Consider the following 21,274-nt stretch of genomic DNA (forward strand, 5'->3'; position numbering starts at 1 on the left):
TCAGGTTTGCGATGCAAACCTGATTGCAGTCGAGTGCAGTTGGGGGACTGATCATGACTGTGGATCCGAAGGGTCTGCTCGTAGAACTCGCCGCGATGCGCAAGCGCGCCCGCGCCGACCGGCACGGCTACTGGCTGCCGTTCCTGCTGTTCGGGTTGATCACGCTGGGGGCGACACCGTTCTACGGGCCGAGGTTGTGCGTGGAGGCCGGGCAGGACCCGGAGCTCGTCGAGCCTCGCGTGTGCACGTGGACCTCGGCGGACCAGTCGTGGCTCTACCACTGGCTGCATCCCACCGGCCAGATGATGGGCCCGGTGTTCGGCCTGCACCAGCCCAGCATCGTCCCTGACATCTACTGGATCGTCGCGTTGCTGTGCGGCTATCTCGCGGTCGTCTGGTGGTACCGGTGGCGCGCCGCGCAGGTCGGCGTGGAGACCCCCACCAGGGCCTACGCCCAGGTCACGATCTTCATGCTGGTGCTGCCGCTGATCGGGGTGCCAGTGCTGAGCGAGCTGTTCTTCGGCCGGGCGGGCTGGCAGATCGCGTTGCCGATCACCGTGGCGGTGATCGTGGCGGCGACCTGGCGCGTACGCAGCGTCGGTTTCACGCTCGCGGTGCTCGCGCTGTTCGCTCTCGCGCACTTCGTCACGATCTACCCGTACGGCCCGATGGTCATCCTGGCCGCGGGCCTGGCCGGGCTCGCGTACCTGGAGCGCAGCGTGGTCTGCACGGTCACCGTGGCGATCTTCGCCGCTACCGTGCTCTTCGTGAACGAGGCAGGGCGGTTCTTCATCTACTGGCCGTACCCCGTGCAGTACTTCGCGAGCACCGCACTGCCCGCGTTCGTCCTCCTCATCGGGGGGATCATCGGGTCCGTGCAACGAGAGATGGCGCGATGAGCGAGAACCCCACAGCGGGGTTGGACGACACCGTCCACCAGCGGCATCGGCTCGGCGTGCTGACGATCGCGGCCGAGACGAAACGGGTGGAGTTCTCCTACCTGAAGTCGGCGCTGGAACTGACCGCGGGCAACCTGTCGCGGCACATCACCGTGCTGGAACAGGCAGGCCTGGTCGAGGTGGAGAAGGGCTACGAGGGCAAGCGGCCCAAGACGTGGCTGCACATCACCGCCGCCGGCCGCGCCGCCCTCGCCGCGGAGATGAAGGCGTTGCGAACACTGCTCGACCGGCATGACAACTCCTAGTGGCGCGCCCCGGAATGTTGGCGAGGTAATCCACGCTCAGCAGGGCACCTCGCGGCACCGCCCCCACGCCCCCGTACCACCAGTACGAGGACATGGGGGCGGCACCACGATGCACCCGTCTGACCGCGCATTCCCCCGGCAACATTCCGCGCCACACCACTAGAACTGCCTGCGGTACACGGAAACGTCGTCGCGCCACACGCCGAAGTGGTCCGGTGCGGACTGGACGACCGTCATGTCGTTGAGGTTGCCCAGGATCCGCCACGCGCGCGCAACCGCTTGCGCACCCGCGTAGGCGATCGTGCAGAACTTGCGCGGCTCGACGACCGTGCGCACTCGGTCGACCTTGCCGACGGCCATCGGCGTGTCCTGCCACAGGTCCAATGTGTACCCGGTGCGGATGGGATCACCGGAACCCAGCACGCCTTCGATGCTCACGACCAGCCGCTCTCCTTCGAGGCGGAGGTCGTAGTGACCGCTGCGGGGAGGGTCTCCGCCGGTGTACGCGGAACGCGCGGGATCGAGCACCCAGTGGCCGAGAAACGGCACGAGGTCGTCACTCATGTGTGTCTCCTTCGCGGAACCTGCGCCACTGGCGGATTGTCCGGCGCATCGCGGTGGGCGACCATCACCCGATGAGTTATGAGACGGGCGTTCGGTGGAAGTGGATACCGGCCGTCGTGCTCGGCTTCGTGCTGCTGAGCTGGATCGTGTTCGAAGCACTCGACCTCATCGACTTCGAGGGCGTCGTGACGTGGGTGCGCGGCATCGACCCGGTGTGGGCGGCGGTGGCGATCTTCGCCCTGCTCGTCGTGGACGTGCTGCTGCCCGTGCCGTCCACTCCGCTCATCGTGCTGGCGGGAACGGCACTCGGCCTGCCCCTCGGGCTGGCACTCGCGATCGTCGGATCCCTGGGTTCCTCTGCCGCAGGGTACGCCCTCGGCCGGTACGCGGGCCCGTGGTTGGTGCGCCGGGTGGTGACCATCGAGGAACTGACCGAAATGCGGCGATGGGGCCGCCAGTTCGGGCCGTGGTTCTTCGGGGTGGCGCGCGGCATTCCGATGATGGCAGAGACGGTGTCGGTGTCCGCCGGAGTGTCCAGGGTGTCGTTCCGGACTTTCATGTCCTTCACACTCGCCGGAACCATCCCGATTTGTGCCGCCTACGTGTTCGCGGGGTCACAGGCCGAGACGGTCGAGCAGATAGTGATGATCAGCGCCGTCGGTTTCCTGCTGACCGTGGGGCTGTTCTACCTGCTGCGCCGGCTCGTGAAGGCGGCGCCCTAGGAAAACCCTTTTGCGTGGCGTGGTTGTATTGGTGTGCGCCCGGTGCGTAGCGGAGGGTTACTTCCGGTGATATCTCAGGTTCGATCCCTGAAGCTGGCCTCGGCCAGTCTTCGCTCACCTCGGTGAGCACGTCACCTTCCGCGACTTGATCTCGGGCGCCCCACAACTCCACATCGGCCGGAATTAAATCGCTGGCCCGGCGTGGTTACATGGATGTCGCACCCGGTGCGAAGCAAACGGTTACTTCGTCTTCAAAACGCAAACAACCCGTTGGCGCGTTTGATCTCGGGAGCGCACAACTTCACACGTGTCCGGTGCGAAGCAGAGGGTTACTTCCACTGTTAATGGGCGGGTCGCAGGTTCGAATCCTGCCAGCCTCACGGCTGTAGCTCAGTTCGGCAGAGCAGCTGATGTACCTTCCGCGACCTTGATCTCGGACACGTGTGTCGTTTGTGGGCTCCCCTTTCTTTTGTCTTGAGGGGGAAGAGCCGATGGCGAAGTTCAACATTTTCCGTGCACGTCCGGCGGGCACCAGCCCGGTCGCCACGGCGCCGGCACCGTCCGGTCGCACCTACGAAGGCGGCGACGGCTACGCCCGCGACACGAAGTCCGAGCTGTTCCTGCTCGCCGTGTCGAACATGGGCGGCGAGGCCACCTTCTACGAGTCGGGCGGTCAGCGCGACAACCGGTTCGCCGAGCTCGTCCACACCGCCGCGCTCGCGGATCCCGAGTGGACCGCGCGCCTGCTGAAGTGGCTGCGCAGCGAGGCGAACATGCGCACGGCGTCGCTCGTCGGCGCGGCCGAGTTCGTGTTCGCACGGCTCGTGGCCGAGTCCGACGCGGGCGTCACCAACCGTGCCGTCATCGACTCCGTGCTGCAGCGCGCCGACGAGCCGGGCGAACTCCTCGCCTACTGGACCGGCGCGAACGGCCGGCGCGTGCCGAAGCCGATCAAGCGCGGTATCGCCGACGCCGTGAAGCGCCTGTACGACGAGCGCGCGGTCCTCAAGTGGGACAGCGACGCCCGTGGCTTCCGGATGGCCGACGTGCTGAACCTCGCCCACCCCTCGCCCGCCGCCGACTGGCAGGGCTCGCTCTTCCAGTACATGCTGGACCGGCGCCGCGACAGCGACGTGGCGGTACCGGACGCGCTGCGCATGACCGCGGCACGCCGTGAGCTGATGGCGTGGCCGGTCGAGCAGCGCCGGGCGCTCTTCGCGCGTCCCGACGCGGCCGACGTGCTGCGCCGGGCCGGGATGACGTGGGAGTCGGTGGCCGGCTGGCTGCAGGGTCCGCTGACGAAGGAGGTGTGGGAGGCGCTGGCGCCGTCGATGGGCTACATGGCGTGCCTGGCCGAAGGCACCCCTGTTTGGCTCGCTGATGGAACGACAGCTCCCATCGAGGACGTCGTGGCTCGCCGGCTTCCGGTTCTGTCTTACGACAAGGCATGGGACACACGTCCAGTCAAGTACGGCGCCAACCAGGGACCTCGCGATCACTCGGTGGGAAGGCTCATCCCAACGGTTCCCTCGGCTTGGCTCGACACGGGCGTCCGGCCAGTCGTGACCATTCGTTTCGCCTCCGGCCGCACTGTGGACGCCACGACGGACCACCGCTGGATCCGTCAGCGCCGAACCGGTCGTCAGGCATGGGAGTGGACGACGTCTGACGAACTGCGCCCAGGCGACCGCATTCCAGCTCCACTCACGGCTGGTTACTTCGGAGACGAGGGCGACGCATGGGACGGGTACTTCGTCGGTGCGATGCTGGGCGACGGTGGCATGACGGCGCTGACGCCGGAGTTCCACGGTGATCCTGACGACGGCGCAGTGACGTTCATGCGGGAGTACGCGGCGAAGCACGATTGCCGGGTGACGGAGACTGCGAACGGCCGGATCGTCAGGCTGCGGTTCCCGTTCAAGCAGTGGAAGCGCAACCCGCTGGCCGAGATTCTGCGTGCTTACGACGTGTGGGGCAAGCGGTGCGAGGTCAAGTCTCTGCCCAACCGGCCTTTCAGCCGAGAGTTCTGGATCGGCGCGCTCTCCGGGCTGATCGACACCGACGGATGCGTGCGTGAGCGGGTCAACCCGAAGGGCACGGTGCATGGCACTGTCGAGTACGCGACAGTGTCACGGCGGCTGGCCGAGCAGGTCTCGGACGCGCTGCTTCGGCTTGGTGTCACCAACATCGTCCGCGAGCGCGCGCCACAAGTGCGCAGTGGCCGCATTCAGAGCCGGCACCCGCTTCACATCGTCGAGGTCAACCGGGCGACCGCGGTGGTGCGGCTGGCCAGCCTGCTCGATCTTCGGATCGGATACAAGGCGACCAAGCTCGCACAGCTGGCGGAGCAGCTTGCGCACGTGGCACCAGCGAGCAGCGACATGCACGGCTACGACGAGGCCGTCGCACTGGACCGGGTCGTGTCGGTCGAAGACGGAGGTGAGCGTCCGACGTACTGCGTGACTGTGGAGCCGTCGAACGTGTTCGTGGCGGCAGGGTTGGTCACCGGCAACTGCCTTCGCAACCTCAGGAACTTCGACGAGGCGGGCATGTCCGACGAGGTCGCGGCAGCCGTCGCGGCACGGCTGGCCGACCCGGGCCAGGTCGCTCGCTCGCGGCAGTTCCCGTTTCGGTTCCTGTCGGCGTACGAGGCGGCACCGAGCCTGCGCTGGGGCCACGCCCTGGACCAGGCGCTGCAGGCGTCGCTGAGCAACCTGCCCGCGCTGCCGGGCCGGTCGCTGATCCTCATCGACACCTCGGCGTCGATGACGCACGGCACGATCTCGGCGAAGTCGAAGGTCACCCCGGCCAAGGCCGCGGCGGTGTTCGGCGTCGCACTGGGTGCCAAGGGCGAGCAGGTCGACGTGGTCGGCTTCGCGGACGGCACGTTCCGGCACGACATCGCGCGCGGGGCGTCGGTGATCCGCACGGTCGGCCGGTTCCTGAAGCGGATCGGCGAGGTCGGGCACGGCACCGACATCACCGGGTCGCTGAAGCGGGCCTACCGGGGTCACGACCGCGTGTTCATCATCTCGGACATGCAGACGATCGGCGGGCACTACGGCCAGGGCGTCTCGGACGTCGTGCCGTCGCACGTGCCGATCTACGGCTTCAACCTGGGCGGATACCAGAAGGCGGCGTACGCGACCGGCAAGGCCAACCGGCACGAATTCGGTGGCCTGACCGACGCGACTTTCCGGATGGTGCCGCTGCTCGAAGCAGGCCGGAACGCCGACTGGCCGTTTTAGGAAGTGAGGGCCCGCACACGCTGAGTGCGGGCCCTTCACCATTGCCACTTACTTTTCGTAAGCGTTTTCACCAGGTATCCTGGCCGCCATGGAGTACAACGTGTTCGCGAAGGCGTGCCCGTCACGTCCCACGCTGGAGCACGTCACCGGCCGGTGGGGCAGCCTCACGATGAGCGCGCTCCTCGACGGCCCGCTGCGCTTCAACGAGCTGCGCCGCCGGGTCGACGGGGTCAGCGAGAAGATGCTCTCGCAGACGCTGCACGCGCTGGAGCGGGACGGGCTCGTGCACCGCGACGCCCAGCCGACGAACCCGCCGCGCGTCGACTACACCCTCACGCCGCTCGGCCGCGACACCGCCGAGCGGCTGCTCGCGCTGATCCAGATGCTGGAGGCGCGCATGCCGGAGGTGCTGGCGGCCCAGCAGGCGTACGACGCCCGCTAGACCTCCTCACGGCGTTCAGCACTCGATGACGTTCACGGCGAGACCGCCACGTGCGGTCTCCTTGTACTTCACCGACATGTCCTTGCCGGTGTCCCGCATGGTCTTGATGACCTTGTCGAGCGACACGAAGTGCGAACCGTCGCCGCGCAACGCCATCCGCACGGCGGTGATCGCCTTGATCGACGCGACGGCGTTGCGTTCGATGCACGGGATCTGCACCAGGCCGCCGATCGGGTCGCACGTCAGGCCGAGGTTGTGCTCCATCGCGATCTCGGCGGCGTTCTCGACCTGTTCGGGGGTGCCGCCGAGGACTTCGGCGAGCCCGCCGGCGGCCATCGAACAGGCCGAGCCGACCTCGCCCTGACAGCCGACCTCGGCGCCGGAGATCGAGGCGTTCTCCTTGAACAGCACGCCGATCGCGCCCGCCGTGAGCAGGAACCGGACCACGCCGTCGTCGGAGGCTCCCGGCACGAACTTCGTGTAGTAGTGCAGCACCGCGGGCACGATGCCGGCCGCGCCGTTGGTCGGCGCGGTGACGACACGGCCGCCTGCCGCGTTCTCCTCGTTGACCGCCAACGCGAAGAGCGTGACCCAGTCCATGACCCGCAGCGGGTCGGTGACGAAGTGCTCCCGCTCCAGCGTTTTGCGCATCTCGGCGGCGCGGCGGCGGACCTTCAGGCCGCCGGGCAGGACGCCGTGCTCGTTGCAGCCGCGTTCGACGCACTCCTGCATGACGTGCCAGATGTGCAGAAGTCCTTGGCGCACCTCGTCCTCAGTCCGCCACGACAGCTCGTTGGCCATCATGATCTCGCTGATCGACATGCCAGTTTCGCGGCACCGCGCGAGGAGCTGGTCGCCGGTCAGGAACGGGTGCGGCAACGGCGTCGAGTCCGGTTTGATCCGGTCGGTGCCCGAGGCGTTCTCGTCGACGACGAAACCGCCGCCGATCGAGTAGTAGACGGCGCGCTCGACCGACTCGTCGCCGTGGAACGCCTCGAAGCTCATTCCGTTGGGGTGCAACGGAAGCGACTTTCGGCGGTGCATGACGAGATCGCGGTCGTGCACGAAACCGATCTCGTGCGCGCCGCCGAGCCGGAGCCGGCCGCTCGCGACGATCTCCTCGACCCTGACGGCCGCGACCGTCGGGTCGACTTCTTCCGGATGGTTGCCTTCGAGGCCGAGGAACACGGCCTTCGGGCTGCCGTGGCCGTGGCCGGTCGCACCGAGCGAGCCGAACAGCTCGACGCGCACCCGGTCCACTTCGGACACTCGTTCGCCGAGCTTCTCGACGAACATCGCCGCGGCGCGCATCGGTCCGACCGTGTGGGAGCTGGACGGTCCGATGCCGACGGAGAAAAGGTCGAAAACGCTGATCGCCACTGATCAGTCCTTCGTGGTGGTGGGGCGGTCAGTCAGATGTTGGTGAGTTCGGCGTACTTGGCCGCCGTGAGGAGGTTCTCCGCCGACTCGACGCGAACCCGGAACAGCCAGCCGGCGCCGTACGGGTCGTTGTTGACGATCGCCGGGTCGTCGACGACAGCGCTGTTGACCTCGATCACCTCACCGGTGACGGGCGAGAACAGGTCGCTGACTGACTTCGTGGACTCCAGCTCGCCGCAGACCGCGTTGGTGACGACCTTGGCACCGACCTCAGGCAGCTGGACGAAGACGATGTCGCCGAGCGCGTCGGCGGCGTATTCGGTGATTCCGCAGGTCAGGGGGTCCTGGGTGCCCGGCGTCCAGTCGACCCACTCGTGCTCGACGGTGTAGAGCAGGTTCTCGGGGAACTCCACGGCGACTCCTCTGGCTGTGACGGGTCAGGAAACATGCGTCCCCCTCCGCCGTGCAGAGTTGCCTACCCCGAGCGGTCTCGCTGCCTGAGAGTGTGCGGGAGCTTGCCCCTTCGGCGCCCCGACCTGATCGGTCGAGGTCTCTCCCACTCGGGTTCCGGTGCCCAGTGATCAACACTGCGCACCACGGCCGGTCTTCAGTTCTCGACCGCGAACGCTATGTGCGGCCACCGCCAAGTGTCAACGCGAGATGGTTGACATCGGTGAGAGCGCTGCCAGGGTGAGGTGAGGCAGACATCGGAGGTCTCATGCGGAAACCGTTCATCGTCGCCTTGCTCGCCTCACTGGTGCTCACCCCTGTTCCCGCTGCCACCGCGGCCGAGGCACCAGCTCCTGTCACAGTCCCCATCGGCCACCTCTTCGACAACGACGGCATCGACACCGCGTCGGACCGGACCGGCGACTTCGACGGTTCCGGCTATGCCTTCCCGGCGGAGGCACTGCCGTCCGGGCAGGTCACGGCCGACGGCGTGCCGTACCTCTTCCCGGGTAATTCACAGGCCAAGAACAACGCCGTGGCCCTCGGGCAGCGGATCGAGCTTCCGCGCGGCCGTTATCTGACCGCGCACTTCCTGGTGGCGTCCTCGTACGGTGCGGCGGGCGGAACCGCGACCATGCACTACGCGGACGGGTCCACGACGACCGGTTCGATCAGCGGACCTGACTGGTACTCGGGCAGTGGTCCGATCTCCGCGCCGTTCCGGTACTCCCCCGGTGGCACCGACCAGCATCCCGTGTCGATCGGGACCGCCCAGCTCTGGGCAGATCCCCAGAAGGAGGCCGTCGGCATCACGCTGCCGGTGACGAACCCGGCCGTGGAGGGCAAGTCCTCGCTGCACGTGTTCGCGCTGTCCCTCCAACCGGCCGGCAAGGGCGCGGTGCTCGCGGTCCGGTCCGCGCGCAGCACGCCAAAGCTGCCGCGGCTGGGTGGCCAGACGATCGAGGCCACCGTCGTGAACCTCGGTGACCAGTGGGTTTCGAACGTCTCGGTGCGCGCGGAGGGGCTCGGTGTCGTGACGTTGCAACCGGCTCTCGTGCGCCGGCTGGCACCGGGCGAGGAGGCGCGGGTGCGGATCGGGATCCACGCCTACCGGACCGGCACGTTCGACGGGAAGGTCATCGCGACGTCCGGACGCGTCTCGGCCTCGCAGAACGCCAAGTTCTCGCTGGGTGTGGCGGACTACCAGGCGACCGACGCCTCGTTGGGCACGCACGAGTCGCCGTACTGGTTCGACGACGCCAAGTTCGGCATCTTCATCCACTGGGGCCTCTACTCGGTGCCCGCGTGGTCGCCACCGGGCGAGCAGTACGCGGAGTGGTACTGGCAGTGGATGCAGAACCCGGACAACGCCGTGCACCCGTACCACGCGGCGATGTTCGGGAAGGACTTCTCATACGACCAGTTCATCCCGCAGTTCACGGCCTCGAAGTTCGACCCGAAGGACTGGGTGAAGCTCTTCGAGGAGGCCGGTGCCAAGTACTACGTGCTGACCTCGAAGCACCACGAGGGTTTCGCGCTGTGGGACTCGAAGGTGTCCGGCCGCGACTCCGTCGATCTGGGACCGAAGCGCGACCTGGTCAAGGAGCTGTTCGACGCGTCGCGGAAGTACACGCCGGGGCTCAAGAACGGGCTCTACTTCTCGATGCCGGAGTGGTTCAACCCGGACAACCCGTGGTCGGGTCACGGACCTCGCAACCCGTACACGGGCGCCGCCGAGCCCTACACCGGCTACCAGTCCGGACGGGACTTCGTGCGCGACTACCAGGCGCCGCAGATGACCGAACTGGTCGACGGGTACGACCCGGACGTCATCTGGTGCGACATCGGCGGCGCGAACGACTCGCGGCGGGTGCTGGCCGACTACTTCAACAAGGCCAAGAACCGGGCCGTCCCGAAGGACGTGACGGTCGACGACAGGTGCGGCATCCCGACCCACGACTACACGACGCCGGAGTACGCGACGTACCCGAACACCGTGGTGAAGAAGTGGGAGGCCTCGCGCGGCCTCGACCCGCGTTCGTACGGGTGGAACCGGGCGACGCCGGACTCGATGTACATGACCGCCGACGAGGTGATCGACACGCTGGTCGACACGACGTCCAAGAACGGCAACTTCCTGCTCGACATCGGCCCGCGGGCGGACGGCTCGATCCCGGAGATCATGCGGCAGCGCCTGCGTGAGACGGGCGCCTGGTTGAAGACCAACGGCGAGTCGATCTACGGCACGACGTACTGGTCGCGGATGGCCCAGCTGGGTTCGCTGCGGTTCACGGTGAAGCCCAACGAGGCGTTCTACATCACCTCGTTGGTCCAGCCGGGGTCACAGCTGGTGGTCGACGCTCCAGTGCCGCTCAAGGACGGCGACAAGATCACGTTGCTAGGTCATGACAGGCCCCTGAAATGGACCCGATCGAGTGGAAAACTGGTGGTCGACGTGCCTGCGGGCGTTGGCCGGCACGCATGGGTCTTCAAGGTGGCTTTGTCCTGACAGAACAACCGGACAGTGACCGGATAGTGCGATCCGCACGGTGACATGACCTTCGGGGTGCCCCACATTGTGAGATGTCGGCCACCGAACGGAGGAGTCATCGTGCGGATCGCAGTTCCCCGCGAGATCAAGAACCACGAGTACCGCGTCGCTCTCACCCCTGCCGGTGCCCACGAACTGACCAGTCGCGGCCACGACGTCTTCGTCGAGCAGGGCGCAGGACTCGGTTCCGCCATCACCGACGAGGAGTACCTCGCCGCGGGCGCCAAGATCCTCGCGACCGCCGACGACGTCTGGGCCGAGGGCGACATGGTCCTCAAGGTCAAGGAGCCCATCGCGTCGGAGTACCCCCGCCTGCGCGCCGGCCAGACCCTCTTCACGTACCTGCACCTCGCCGCCGACAAGCCGCTGACCGAGGCCCTGCTGGCCTCCGGCACCACGGCCATCGCCTACGAGACCGTGCAGCTCCCGAACCGTTCGCTGCCGCTGCTCGCCCCGATGTCCGAGGTCGCGGGCCGGCTGGCCCCGCAGGTCGGCGCGTTCTCGCTGATGAAGCCCTCCGGCGGCCGTGGCGTGCTGCCCGGCGGCGTCCCCGGCGTCGCCCCGGCCCGCGTGGTCGTGATCGGCGGCGGCGTGGCGGGCGTCAACGCCGCGACGATCGCCGTCGGCATGGGCGCGGACGTGCAGATCCTCGACACCAACGTCGACCGCCTGCGCCAGATCGACGCCCAGTTCCAGGGCCGCCTGCGCACGCTGGCCTCGAACTCGTTCGCCATCGAGCAGGCCGTCCGCGAGGCCGACCTGGTCATCGGTGCCGTGCTCGTCCCCGGTGCCGCGGCCCCGAAGCTGGTCTCCAACTCCCTGGTCTCCGAGATGAAGCCGGGCTCGGTGCTCGTCGACATCGCGATCGACCAGGGCGGCTGCTTCGAGGACTCGCGTCCCACCACGCACGCCGAGCCGACCTACGAGGTCCACAACTCGGTCTTCTACTGCGTGGCGAACATGCCGGGCGCCGTCCCGCGCACCTCGACCTACGCGCTGACCAACGTGACGCTGCCCTACGCCGTCGCGCTGGCCGACAAGGGCTGGTCGCAGGCGCTGAAGGACGACCGTTCGCTGGCCCTGGGCCTCAACGCCCACGCCGGCCAGCTGACCAACGGCCCGGTGGCCGAGGCGACCGGCCTCGTGCACACGCCGCTGGAGTCCGTGATCTAGGACCAACTGAATGAATGAGGCCCCCGCACGCGATCATCGCTGCGGGGGTTTCGCCTATCTCAGCGCCACGACGCGGGCTTTGATGCCGTCGATCACGCAGTTCAGCCCGAACTCGAACTGCCCTTCCAGCGACCAGATCTCCTGCTCGCCCAGCATCGCGACGTAGTGGGGGTGCTTCTCCCGGTACAGGTCCGCGATCTTCGCCAGGTCCGGCGGCGGGGAGTCCATCCCGCCCCGGCTGATGAAGTTCACCTCGGCGATCGCGTACCCGACGACGAAGCTGGAGATCGTCGAGATCGACTGCGCCGCCGCGGCCATCGACAGGCCTGCCCGCAGCATGGGTTCGAACATCGAGTCGGCCATCGCCACCGCGTTCGGGCCGATGCTGTTGAACTCACCGATACCCCGAACCCACCACGGGTGCTTGAGCGCGAGATGACGCAACGAGTGCATCATCCCGCGCACCGCGGTCTCCCAGTCGTCGTCGGGGCCCGGCAGGTCGAACTCGCCGTAGACCTCGTCCAGGCAGAGCTCGATCAACGCGTCCTTCGTGGGCACGTGCCAGTACAGCGACATCGGTGCCGCGCCCAGTTCCGCGGCCAGCTTGCGCATGGACAGCTTCTGCATGCCGTGCTCGTCCAGCACTTCCATCGCCTTGCGGACGATGGCCTCCCGGCTCAGGCCGAGGGGCTGCCCGCTGCTGGGCCTGGGCTTGCCGAACCACACGCTGTCCACAGCAGCGATCCTAAGCACGCCGCAACAGCACGCTGGCCACAACACCTCCCAGGAACACGGCGATCGCACCGATCACGAGGCTCACGCTCATGCCGTTCGAGAACGCCTCACGCACGACCGTGATGTCCGCACCGCTGTGCAGTGCCTCGCTCAGTGACCGCCCCGGAACGCCGTCCGGCAGTGAGGCCACGAACCGCGCCGACAGCAATGCGCCCAGCACCGCGATGCCGAACGAGGAACCCAGTTCCGTCAGCGTGCCCGACAGCCCGGACGCGATCCCGGCGCGTTCCGGCGGGATCGAGCCCATCAGCGCGTTGACCGCGACCGGTTGGGACACACCGACACCCACGCCGATGAGGATCAGACCGGCCAGCGTCGGCGGGTAGGTGGTGCCGATCGACAGCAGTGCCACGCCGCCCGCGACGATCGTCATGCCGAGCAGCATCGCCCTGCCCGCGCCGAGCTTGATCACGAGCTGTCCCAACGTGTTGCTGGTGACGAGCAACGCGATCGCCATCGGCGCCACGCGCACACCCGCCTCCAACGGGCTGTAGCCGAGCACGCCCTGAAGGTGTTGTGTCAGCAGGAAGAGCGAGCCCGCCATGCCGAACGCCGCCAGCACACCCGACGCCACCGCGCCGGTGAAACGGCGGTTCTTGAAGAACCCGAGATCGAGCATCGGATCGGCGGTGTGCCGCTCCCACAACGCGAATCCGGTCATGGTCACCAGGCCGATCGCGACCGGCACGCCGAACTCCGCCGAGCCGAACCCGTGTTCCGGCACCTCGATCACCGCGTACACGATCGACACCATGCCGATGATCGACAGGATCGAGCCGAGCACGTCCGGCTTGCGCACGGTCGGGTCCCTGGACTCCGGCACCAGCATCGCGACGGCCGCGATCGCGAGGATCGCCACCGGCACGTTGATCAGGAACACCGAGCCCCACCAGAAGTGCTTGATCAGCGCGCCACCGATCACCGGTCCCGCCGCGAAGCCGAGACTCGTGACGGCGGCCCAGATGCCGATGGCCTTGGGGCGTTCCTCGTCGTCGAACAACTGCATCAGCACGGCCAGCGTGCCGGGCATGAGCACCGCGGCACCGATCCCCATGAAGCCGCGGGCCGCGATCAGCGCCTCGGACGAACCCGCGTAGGCCGCGACCGCGCTGCCGGCGCCGAACAGTGCGAGACCGGCCAGAAGTGCGCGCTTGCGGCCGAACCTGTCGCTGAGCGAACCGGTCGTGAGCAGCAGACCTGCCAGCGCCAGCGAATACGCGTTGATCATCCACTGGATGTCCGCGGTGCTCGCGTCCAAGCCCGTCGAGATGGACGGGATCGCCACGTTCAGCACGGTGTTGTCCAGCACCACGACCATCACGGACAGACAGAGCACGCCGAGCACGGCCCAGCGCTGGGGGTGCGGCCGCACCCCGACCTTCTCGGTCGTCGAAGTCATCGTTCCTCCCCCTTACGGTGTACGAGGAACTTACAGCGTACGAGACCGCAGGGCGCAAGAGGATTTCGCTGAGGACGTACTGGGGGAAGTGGGGAAGACCTGGGGGTTCGGGGGTGTCCCCCGACAAACACTGCGGGCTCCGGCGAAATTGGCCGAAGGCCGATGAGCACCGGAGCCCGCCACGTAAAGGGCGGCCGCGCTCAACCAGCCTGGGGGTCACTGGGAGCGGGGCCGCCGTCACCAAATATAGCGGGCCCGATGCGGCTGCGCCCAGCACCCCCACACAAACGCGACCCAAAAGTTTCCCCGAGTGGACCACTGCCCTGCCGGACCGGTCCAGCAAACGAGTGAATTCCCCCGCGTGCGGTGCGGCGAGCAGGGCCGACGGCCGATGAAGACGGAGTCGGGTGTCCCTCGAAGGGAGATTCCATGGCTGAACCACAGGGATGGATCCACTGCCACGACCCGTTCGGTCGGGACAGATCGATGACCGTTCTGGTCGAGAATGACCGAGTTCTACTCGTCACGCCGCCGGGCGAGACCGCTGTGATGTCCGCCACTCAGACGCGTCGGCTGGGCTCTTTGCTCGACCAGGCCACGGCGAAGATGTGATGGACCAGACCCTGCGCGACGCCGTGCTGCAGCGGCTGGCGCTGCTGGACAAGGTGGCGGAGCACGGTGAGGCCGAGGCGCTGGTGCCGCTGGCCCGCGCGGAGATCCACCGCCTCGCGGACGGCTGGCGGCTGTTGCTGACCGTGCACCAGCCCGACGAGGACGGCCGGTGCAAGGCGTGTCCTGGCTGGCTGCGGCGCCGCCGGTGGCCGTGCCAGATCTGGAACATGGCGCACCAGCACCTGATCGGCGAGGGACTGCCACACCGCGAGCGGCGCAGGCCGTTGCGCAACCCTTTCACCCGATCGGGCACGATCGACATTCCCGCCGAGACACCGGCCGAGATGACCACGGAGCTGCCGATCCTGAGCAGTGAACCGGCGATCTTGACCGACGCGCCGCAGGTGGTGCACCGCGCGCCGGTCGTGTCTCGGCCCAAGCACGCCTTGCCCGAGTGACGTTTCAGGCAGGATGGGCCGCATGCATGACGGCAGCGGCCTCATCGCGGTCCAGAACCTGACCAAGCAGTTCGGTTCTGTCACGGCCGTGCACAACCTGAGCTTCACCGTGTCACCCGGCAGCGTGACGGGCTTCCTCGGCCCGAACGGCGCAGGGAAGACGACGACCCTGCGAATGCTGCTGGGGCTCGTGAAACCGACGAGCGGCACGGCGACGATCAACGGACGACCGTTCGACCAGCTCGGCCAGCCCGGCCGCGTGGTGGGCGCGGTGCTGGAGGCGCAGGGGTTCCACCCCGCTCGCTCCGCGCGCAACCACCTGCGCGTGTACGCGGCGGCCATCGGCGTGCCGGACGCGCAGGCCGACCAGGTCCTCGGCCTGGTCGGCCTGGGCTCCGCGGCCGATCGCAAGGTGGGCGGGTTCTCGCTCGGCATGAAACAGCGGCTGGCACTGGCGACGGCGTTGCTCGGTGATCCGCAGGTGCTCGTGCTCGACGAACCGGCCAACGGCCTCGACCCCGAAGGCATCGCTTGGCTGCGCACGTTCCTGCAGTCGTACGCGCGCATGGGACGCACGGTGCTGATCTCCAGCCACCTGCTGGCCGAGGTCGAGCAGACCGTCGACCAGGTCGTGATCATTTCGCGCGGGCAGACGATGTTCTACGGGCCGTTGGACCAGTTGCGGCAGTCGCAGCAGAAGCGCGTTCTCGTGCAGCCGTCGGACATCAACGCTCTCGCGGCCGCTTTGCGCGCTGAGGGCGTGCAGACGATCGAGCAGCTGCCCGACGGCAGGCTCGCGGTGTCCGGTGTGGACTCCAAGTACGTGGCGGACTGCGCGTTGAAGGCCGGTGTGTCGATCTACGGCATCCAGGAGGAGCAGGTCGACCTCGAGCGGCTGTTCTTCCAGCTCACCAGTGGCCAGTACGCCGGCTACGCGCCGGCGCCGTATCAGCAGCAACAGCAGGGTGGTTGGGCCTGATGGGCAACCTCGTACAGGCGGAGCTCCGCAAGACGACGACGACCGGGCTGTGGTGGGGTCTGCTGATCCCGACCGCGGTGCTGGCGCTCGGCTGGGGGCTCGCGACCGGCCTGCTGGGGCAGTTCTTCGTGGACTTCGCGTCGACCAGCGAGGTCGACGACGTGTCGGACTTCCTCGGGGTGTCGCCGGACCAGTGGAAGGTCTCGCTGTTCGGCATGGCGCGGGCGATCAACATCTCCACGATCTTCCCGATGGTCTTCGGTGCGATGGCGATCTCCGGTGAGATCAGCCGCCGGACGATCACGACGACGTTCCTGACGGCGCCGTCGCGGATGCACTCGATGCTGGCGAAGATGCTGGTGTACGTCCTGTGGGGCGCGATCTACGGTCTCGTGATCATGCTGTTCGTCAGCATCGGCGTGGTGTTCACCAGCGAGTCGGGGCAGCTTCCGGACGCCGGTGGCTGGGCGATGCTGGCGCTGGTCTGCGTGCTGTCGTCGATCCTGATGACGATGTTCGGCGTCGGCGTGGGTGCGCTGATCCCGAACGTGGCCGGGGCGGTCGTGCTCCTGCTGCTGTACTTCCTGGTGATCGAGAACGTGCTGCACGGCGTGCTCGCGTACCTCGAGGTGCCGGCGGTGATCGGCTTCCTGCCGAACGGCTCGATCAACGGGCTGACCGGGTCGGTCGCGGTCGACCTGTTCCTGTCCACGGCGGGTGTGGTGCCACCGGAGATCGAGAACGTGCTGCGCGCGATCGCCGGTGCCGGCGGGGCGCTGGACTGGTGGTGGTCGGGCCTGGTGTTCCTCGCGTGGTCCGGGATCGTGTTCGCCGGCGGCTGGGCGGCCACGCAGTCCAAGGACATCACCTGACCTGCGACAACTGACGTCACGAATTCATGTCGGACCCCGACCGTAGTGTGGGTCCCGTGACGAAGGGCTGGATCCGCCGACTGACCGCAGCGTGCTGGCAGCACCCCCGACTGGTGGTGCTGTCGCTGATCGCCGCGGTCGTCGGCGTGGGTCTGCAGGCGGCGGGGCCGTTGCTGCTCAAGACGGCGATCGACGACTCGACGGTGGGCCGCACGGATCGGTTGTGGCCGTTGATGGTCGCGCTGGTCGTGCTGGAGCTGCTCACGTTCGGGTCCGCGTTCTTACGTCGTTATCTGGGCGGGCGGCTGGCGCTCGGCGTGCAGCACGACCTGCGGCTCGGGGTGTTCTCCGCGGTGCAGCGGCTAGACGGCGCGAAGCAGGACGAGCTGCGGACCGGGCAGATCGTGTCGCGCTCGATCACCGACCTGCAGCTGGTGCAGTCGCTGCTGATGATGGCGCCGCTCGCGGTCGGCACGGTCGTGTTCGCGGTGGCCGCACTGGCCGCGATGATCTACCTGTCGGTGCCGCTGACGATCATCGCGATCATCGTGCTGCCGCTGGTGGCGTGGCTGGCTGGGCGCACCCGGCTGACGTTGTTCCCGGCCACGTGGTCCGCGCAGCAGCGGGCCGCCGATCTCGCGCAGCACGTCGAGGAGACCGTCACCGGCGTCCGCGTGGTGAAGGGCTTCGGCCAGGAGGCGCGCGAGGTGGCGCGGCTGGAGAAGCACGCCAAATCGCTGTTCGCGGAACGGATGCGGGCCGCCCGGCTGTCGTCGAAGCCGCTGGCGACCGTCACGGCGCTGCCGTTGCTGGGCCAGGTCGCGGTGCTGGGGCTGGGTGGCTGGCTGGCGTTGCACGGGCAGGTCACGCTGGGCACGTTCCTGGCGTTCACGACCTATGTGGCGAACCTCGTCGGCCCGACCCGGTTGTTGTCCAGCCTGATGGTGTCGGCGCAGCTGGCGCGCGCCGGCGTGGAGCGGGTCTACGAGCTGATCGACTCGCAGCCGGACGTGACGGACGGCCCCGGCGAGGTGCCTTCCGGGCCGCTGGGGATCTCGTTCTCGGACGTGACGTTCGGGTACACCCGCAGCGAACCGGTCCTGCAGGACTTCTCGATCTCCGTGGAGCCGGGCGAGACGCTGGCGCTGGTCGGCACCTCCGGGTCCGGCAAGTCGACGGTTTCGCTGCTGTTGCCCCGTTTCTACGACGTGCACTCCGGTGCGGTGCGTCTCGGCGGTGCGGACGTGCGGACGTTGCGGCTGGAGTCGTTGCGCGGCGCGGTGGGCGTGGTGTTCGAGGAGGCGTTCCTCTTCTCCGACACGGTGTTCTCGAACATCGCGTACGGCATGCCCGACGCGTCCCGTGCCGAGGTCGAGCGCGCCGCGAAGGCCGCGGAGGCCCACGACTTCATCGAGGCCCTACCGCTCGGCTACGACACGGTGGTCGGCGAACGCGGCCTGACGCTGTCCGGCGGTCAACGCCAGCGCGTGGCCCTCGCCCGTGCGCTGCTCTCCGACCCTCGTGTCCTCGTGCTGGACGACGCGACGTCGGCCGTGGACAACGCGACCGAGGCCGCGATCCACGCGACCCTGGCCTCGGTGACGGCCAACCGCACGACGCTGCTGGTGGCCCACCGACGTTCGACGTTGTCCCTGGCCGACCGGATCGCGGTGCTGGACGCGGGCCGCGTGATCGACATCGGCACCCACGCCGAACTGACCTCGCGCTGCGCCCTCTACCGCGACCTGCTGGCAGGTCCCGGCGAGGCGATCGAGTCCACCGCACCGGTGGTGTCCGGCGAGCTGTGGCCGGCGTTGTCGCAGGAAGAGCTCGACCAGCGCCTGATCGACGACGCCAGGACCACGGCACCCGCCGCGGCCGGTCGCCGAGGAGGCGGCGGAGGCGGTGCCGGAGGCGGCATGTCCGCGCTGGCCGGTGGGCCGCCGACCCCGGAACTGCTGGCCCAGGTGCGGTCGTTGCCGCCGGCCACCGAGGTCCCGGTGCTGCACGGCGAGGATCCGCGCGCTCCCGATCCCGCCTTCCGCCTGGCCCGCCTGCTGCGCCCGGTCCGCTGGGCTCTCGCTGCCGTGGCGGCGCTGGTGGTGCTGGACGCGTTGGTCGGCATGGGTCTGCCCGCGCTGGTGCGCTTCGGCATCGACGGCGGCGTCACGCAAGGCGCCCAGTCGGCGTTGTGGCAGGCCGTCGTGCTGGGCATCGGCCTGGTGCTGGTCGGCTGGCTGACCACAGCGGGCAGCACCGTGTTCGCCGCGCGCCTGGGCGAACGCCTGCTGTACCTGCTCCGCGTCCGCAGCTACGCCCACCTGCAACGCCTCGGCCTCGACTACTACGAGCGCGAGATGGCCGGCCGCATCATGACGAGGATGACGACGGACGTCGACGCCCTCTCGACGTTCCTGCAGACCGGCCTCGTCACCGCGGTGATCAGCCTGGTCACCGTCGTGGGCATCACCTCGGCCCTGGTGTTCACCGACGCCTCGCTGGCCCTGATCGCCCTCGCGGTGGTCCCGTTCCTGCTGATCGCGACGGTGATCTTCCAGCGCCTCTCGTCCACCGCGTACGCCGAAGCCCGCGAACGCGTCAGCGCCGTGAACGCCGACCTCCAGGAGAACGTCTCCGGCCTGCGCGTCTCCCAGGCCTACACCCGCGAACGCCACTCCGCCGAGGCCTTCGCCGAACGCAGCGACGCCTACCGCCGCACCCGGCTGCGCGCGCAGCGCTACATCGCCACCTACTTCCCGTTCGTGGCAATGCTCTCCGGCGTCGCCCAAGCCGTGGTCCTCGCCGTAGGCGCCCACCGCGTGGCCGAAGGCACCCTGACCCCCGGCGTGCTGCTGGCCTTCCTGCTGTACCTGGGCCTGTTCTTCAGCCCGATCCAGCAACTGTCCGGCGTCTTCGACGGCTACCAGCAGGCCCGCGTGGGCCTGCGCCGCATCGGCGACCTGTTGCGCACCCCGACCTCAGTAGAGCCGCCGTCAGCCCCGGTCCCCGTCCCACCCCGCCTGCGTGGCGAGGTCTCGCTGCAGAACGTCTCCTTCACCTACGCGGGCGCCGACCAGCCGGCCCTCGCCAACGTGACCCTGCACGTGACACCAGGCGAAACCGTCGCCCTGGTAGGCGAAACCGGCGCGGGCAAGTCCACCCTGGTCAAGCTGATCGCCCGCTTCTACGACGCCACCGAGGGCACAGTCCTCGTCGACGGCGTGGACGTGCGCACCTACGACCTCTCCGCCTACCGCCAACGCCTGGGCGTGGTCCCCCAAGAAGCCCACCTCTTCGGCGGCGACCTGGCCGACAACGTCGCCTACGGCCGTCCCACCGCCTCAGAAGCCGAAATCCAACACGCCGTAGCAGCCGTAGGCGCACTCCCCATGGTCGCCGCCCTGCCCAACGGCTTCCGCCAGCCCGTAGGCGAACGCGGCAACCACCTCTCAGCAGGCCAACGCCAACTGGTAGCACTGGCCCGCGCCGAACTGGTCAAACCCGACCTCCTCCTACTGGACGAGGCCACCGCCGCCCTGGACCCGGCCACCGAGTCCGCCGTCCTGGCCGCCAGCGACCACCTAGCCGCCCCCCGAACCACCTTCGTAGTGGCCCACCGCCTGGCCACAGCCGCCCGAGCCGACCGCATCGTCGTGCTGTCCGGCGGCCGCATCGCCGAGCAGGGCACCCACGCCGAACTGCTGGCAGCCGACGGCGCCTACGCCCGCCTGTGGCGCCACGGCACAGCCGAAGCCGCCTGACCCAGCCACGCCCCAGCGCAGCCCATCACGCCCGGCCGAAGGTCGCGGGAGCCCATCCCCACCCGCCCTGGCCTCGCCCCCGCACGCCCGGCCCCGCCCTTCACCTCCACCCCCGGCACCCGCCGCCAGGCCCCGTCGCCGGGCCGCACCACCAGGCCGGGCCGCGTTGCCGAACCACGTCGCCGAGCTGCCTCGCCGAACCACGTCGCCAGGCCGGGCCACATCACCGGGCCGCCTCGCCGAGCCGCCTCGCCGAACCACGTCACCGGGCAGCACCACCAGGCCGGACCGCGTCGCCGGGCTGCACCACCCGGCCGGACCGCGTAACGGGGCTGCCACGCCGGGCCGGGCCCACGTCACCGGGCCGCCTCGCCGAACCGCATCACCAGGCCGGACCGCGTCGCCGAGCCGCGTCACCAAGCCGCGTCACCAAGCCGGGCGACGTCACGGGGCTGCCTTGCCGGGCCGGGCCGCGTCACCGAGCCGCCTCGCCGAACCACGTCACCGGGCAGCACCACCAGACCGGGCCACGTCACCGGAACGCGTCGCCGGGCCGCAGGCTCCAGCCCCGTCCCGCAGGCCCCGTCCCGAGCCCGTCCCTCATCTCCATCCCGCCGGCGCCCGCCACCAGACACCCGTCCTCCTCCCCACCAAGTCCGTGGCT

General features: G+C 68.7%; 16 protein-coding genes and 1 riboswitch. Of the genes, 11 read left to right on the forward strand and 5 right to left on the reverse strand.

Features of this window, described 5'->3' with window-relative positions:
* Positions 1 to 53 precede the first annotated feature (53 nt).
* Both SK803_RS13440 and SK803_RS13445 read left to right on the forward strand, forming a co-directional pair.
* On the forward strand, positions 54 to 899 hold the full coding sequence (locus tag SK803_RS13440; protein ID WP_319966287.1) for a hypothetical protein: 846 nt from the start codon (positions 54 to 56) through the stop codon (positions 897 to 899).
* On the forward strand, positions 896 to 1,204 hold the full coding sequence (locus tag SK803_RS13445; RefSeq protein ID WP_319966288.1) for a transcriptional regulator: 309 nt from the start codon (positions 896 to 898) through the stop codon (positions 1,202 to 1,204). The genes SK803_RS13440 and SK803_RS13445 overlap by 4 nt, the downstream gene beginning before the upstream one ends.
* Positions 1,205 to 1,363: 159 nt before the next feature.
* Here the strand turns inward: SK803_RS13445 and SK803_RS13450 are convergent, their stop codons facing one another.
* Entirely contained in the window at positions 1,364 to 1,768 is a 405-nt protein-coding gene (locus tag SK803_RS13450; protein ID WP_319966289.1) for a hypothetical protein, read from the reverse strand.
* Between the two features lie 71 nt (positions 1,769 to 1,839).
* On the opposite strand from SK803_RS13450, the gene SK803_RS13455 reads away from it, so the two are divergent.
* From SK803_RS13455 to SK803_RS13465, 3 genes are all read left to right on the forward strand, one after another.
* Positions 1,840 to 2,490, forward strand: a complete 651-nt coding sequence (locus SK803_RS13455; RefSeq protein WP_319966290.1) for a TVP38/TMEM64 family protein — start codon at positions 1,840 to 1,842, stop codon at positions 2,488 to 2,490.
* 491 nt (positions 2,491 to 2,981) lie between these two features.
* Entirely contained in the window at positions 2,982 to 5,738 is a 2,757-nt protein-coding gene (locus SK803_RS13460) for an LAGLIDADG family homing endonuclease (RefSeq protein ID WP_319966291.1), read from the forward strand.
* Positions 5,739 to 5,826: 88 nt separating this feature from the next.
* Positions 5,827 to 6,180, forward strand: a complete 354-nt coding sequence (locus SK803_RS13465) for a winged helix-turn-helix transcriptional regulator (RefSeq protein ID WP_319966292.1) — start codon at positions 5,827 to 5,829, stop codon at positions 6,178 to 6,180.
* Positions 6,181 to 6,195: 15 nt separating this feature from the next.
* Here the strand turns inward: SK803_RS13465 and SK803_RS13470 are convergent, their stop codons facing one another.
* Both SK803_RS13470 and gcvH read right to left on the reverse strand, forming a co-directional pair.
* Entirely contained in the window at positions 6,196 to 7,560 is a 1,365-nt protein-coding gene (locus tag SK803_RS13470) for an L-serine ammonia-lyase (RefSeq protein ID WP_319966293.1), read from the reverse strand.
* Positions 7,561 to 7,592: 32 nt separating this feature from the next.
* On the reverse strand, positions 7,593 to 7,973 hold the full coding sequence (gene gcvH / locus SK803_RS13475; protein ID WP_319966294.1) for a glycine cleavage system protein GcvH: 381 nt from the start codon (positions 7,971 to 7,973) through the stop codon (positions 7,593 to 7,595).
* A gap of 62 nt (positions 7,974 to 8,035) precedes the next feature.
* Positions 8,036 to 8,129, reverse strand: a riboswitch (glycine riboswitch).
* Positions 8,130 to 8,278: 149 nt separating this feature from the next.
* Here gcvH and SK803_RS13480 point away from each other — a divergent pair.
* Entirely contained in the window at positions 8,279 to 10,519 is a 2,241-nt protein-coding gene (locus tag SK803_RS13480) for an alpha-L-fucosidase (RefSeq protein WP_319966295.1), read from the forward strand.
* A gap of 102 nt (positions 10,520 to 10,621) precedes the next feature.
* On the forward strand, positions 10,622 to 11,734 hold the full coding sequence (gene ald / locus SK803_RS13485) for an alanine dehydrogenase (protein ID WP_319966296.1): 1,113 nt from the start codon (positions 10,622 to 10,624) through the stop codon (positions 11,732 to 11,734).
* Between the two features lie 54 nt (positions 11,735 to 11,788).
* Here the strand turns inward: ald and SK803_RS13490 are convergent, their stop codons facing one another.
* A complete protein-coding gene (locus SK803_RS13490) occupies positions 11,789 to 12,469 on the reverse strand; it encodes a TetR/AcrR family transcriptional regulator (protein ID WP_319966297.1) in 681 nt (226 codons plus the stop codon).
* Positions 12,470 to 12,479: 10 nt separating this feature from the next.
* Positions 12,480 to 13,928 (reverse strand): MFS transporter, encoded by a 1,449-nt coding sequence (locus SK803_RS13495; RefSeq protein WP_319966298.1) that lies wholly within the window; start codon positions 13,926 to 13,928, stop codon positions 12,480 to 12,482.
* 611 nt (positions 13,929 to 14,539) lie between these two features.
* Between SK803_RS13495 and SK803_RS13500 the strand changes: the two genes are divergently transcribed.
* The 4 genes from SK803_RS13500 to SK803_RS13515 are packed head-to-tail and all read left to right on the forward strand — an operon-like array spanning position 14,540 to position 20,610.
* Positions 14,540 to 14,998 (forward strand): hypothetical protein, encoded by a 459-nt coding sequence (locus SK803_RS13500; protein WP_319966299.1) that lies wholly within the window; start codon positions 14,540 to 14,542, stop codon positions 14,996 to 14,998.
* 22 nt (positions 14,999 to 15,020) lie between these two features.
* On the forward strand, positions 15,021 to 15,977 hold the full coding sequence (locus SK803_RS13505; protein ID WP_319966300.1) for an ABC transporter ATP-binding protein: 957 nt from the start codon (positions 15,021 to 15,023) through the stop codon (positions 15,975 to 15,977).
* The gene (locus SK803_RS13510) at positions 15,977 to 16,849 is read left to right on the forward strand and encodes an ABC transporter permease subunit (protein WP_319966301.1); all 873 of its coding nucleotides are present in this window, start codon (positions 15,977 to 15,979) and stop codon (positions 16,847 to 16,849) included. Before SK803_RS13505 ends, SK803_RS13510 begins: the two co-directional genes overlap by 1 nt.
* 26 nt (positions 16,850 to 16,875) lie before the next feature.
* Positions 16,876 to 20,610: an ABC transporter ATP-binding protein gene (locus SK803_RS13515; protein WP_319966302.1), complete on the forward strand. Its 3,735-nt coding sequence runs from the start codon at positions 16,876 to 16,878 to the stop codon at positions 20,608 to 20,610.
* Positions 20,611 to 21,274: the final 664 nt, after the last annotated feature.

The organism is Lentzea miocenica (genome assembly GCF_033949945.1).
GTDB classification, from domain to species: Bacteria; Actinomycetota; Actinomycetes; order Mycobacteriales; family Pseudonocardiaceae; genus Lentzea; species Lentzea miocenica.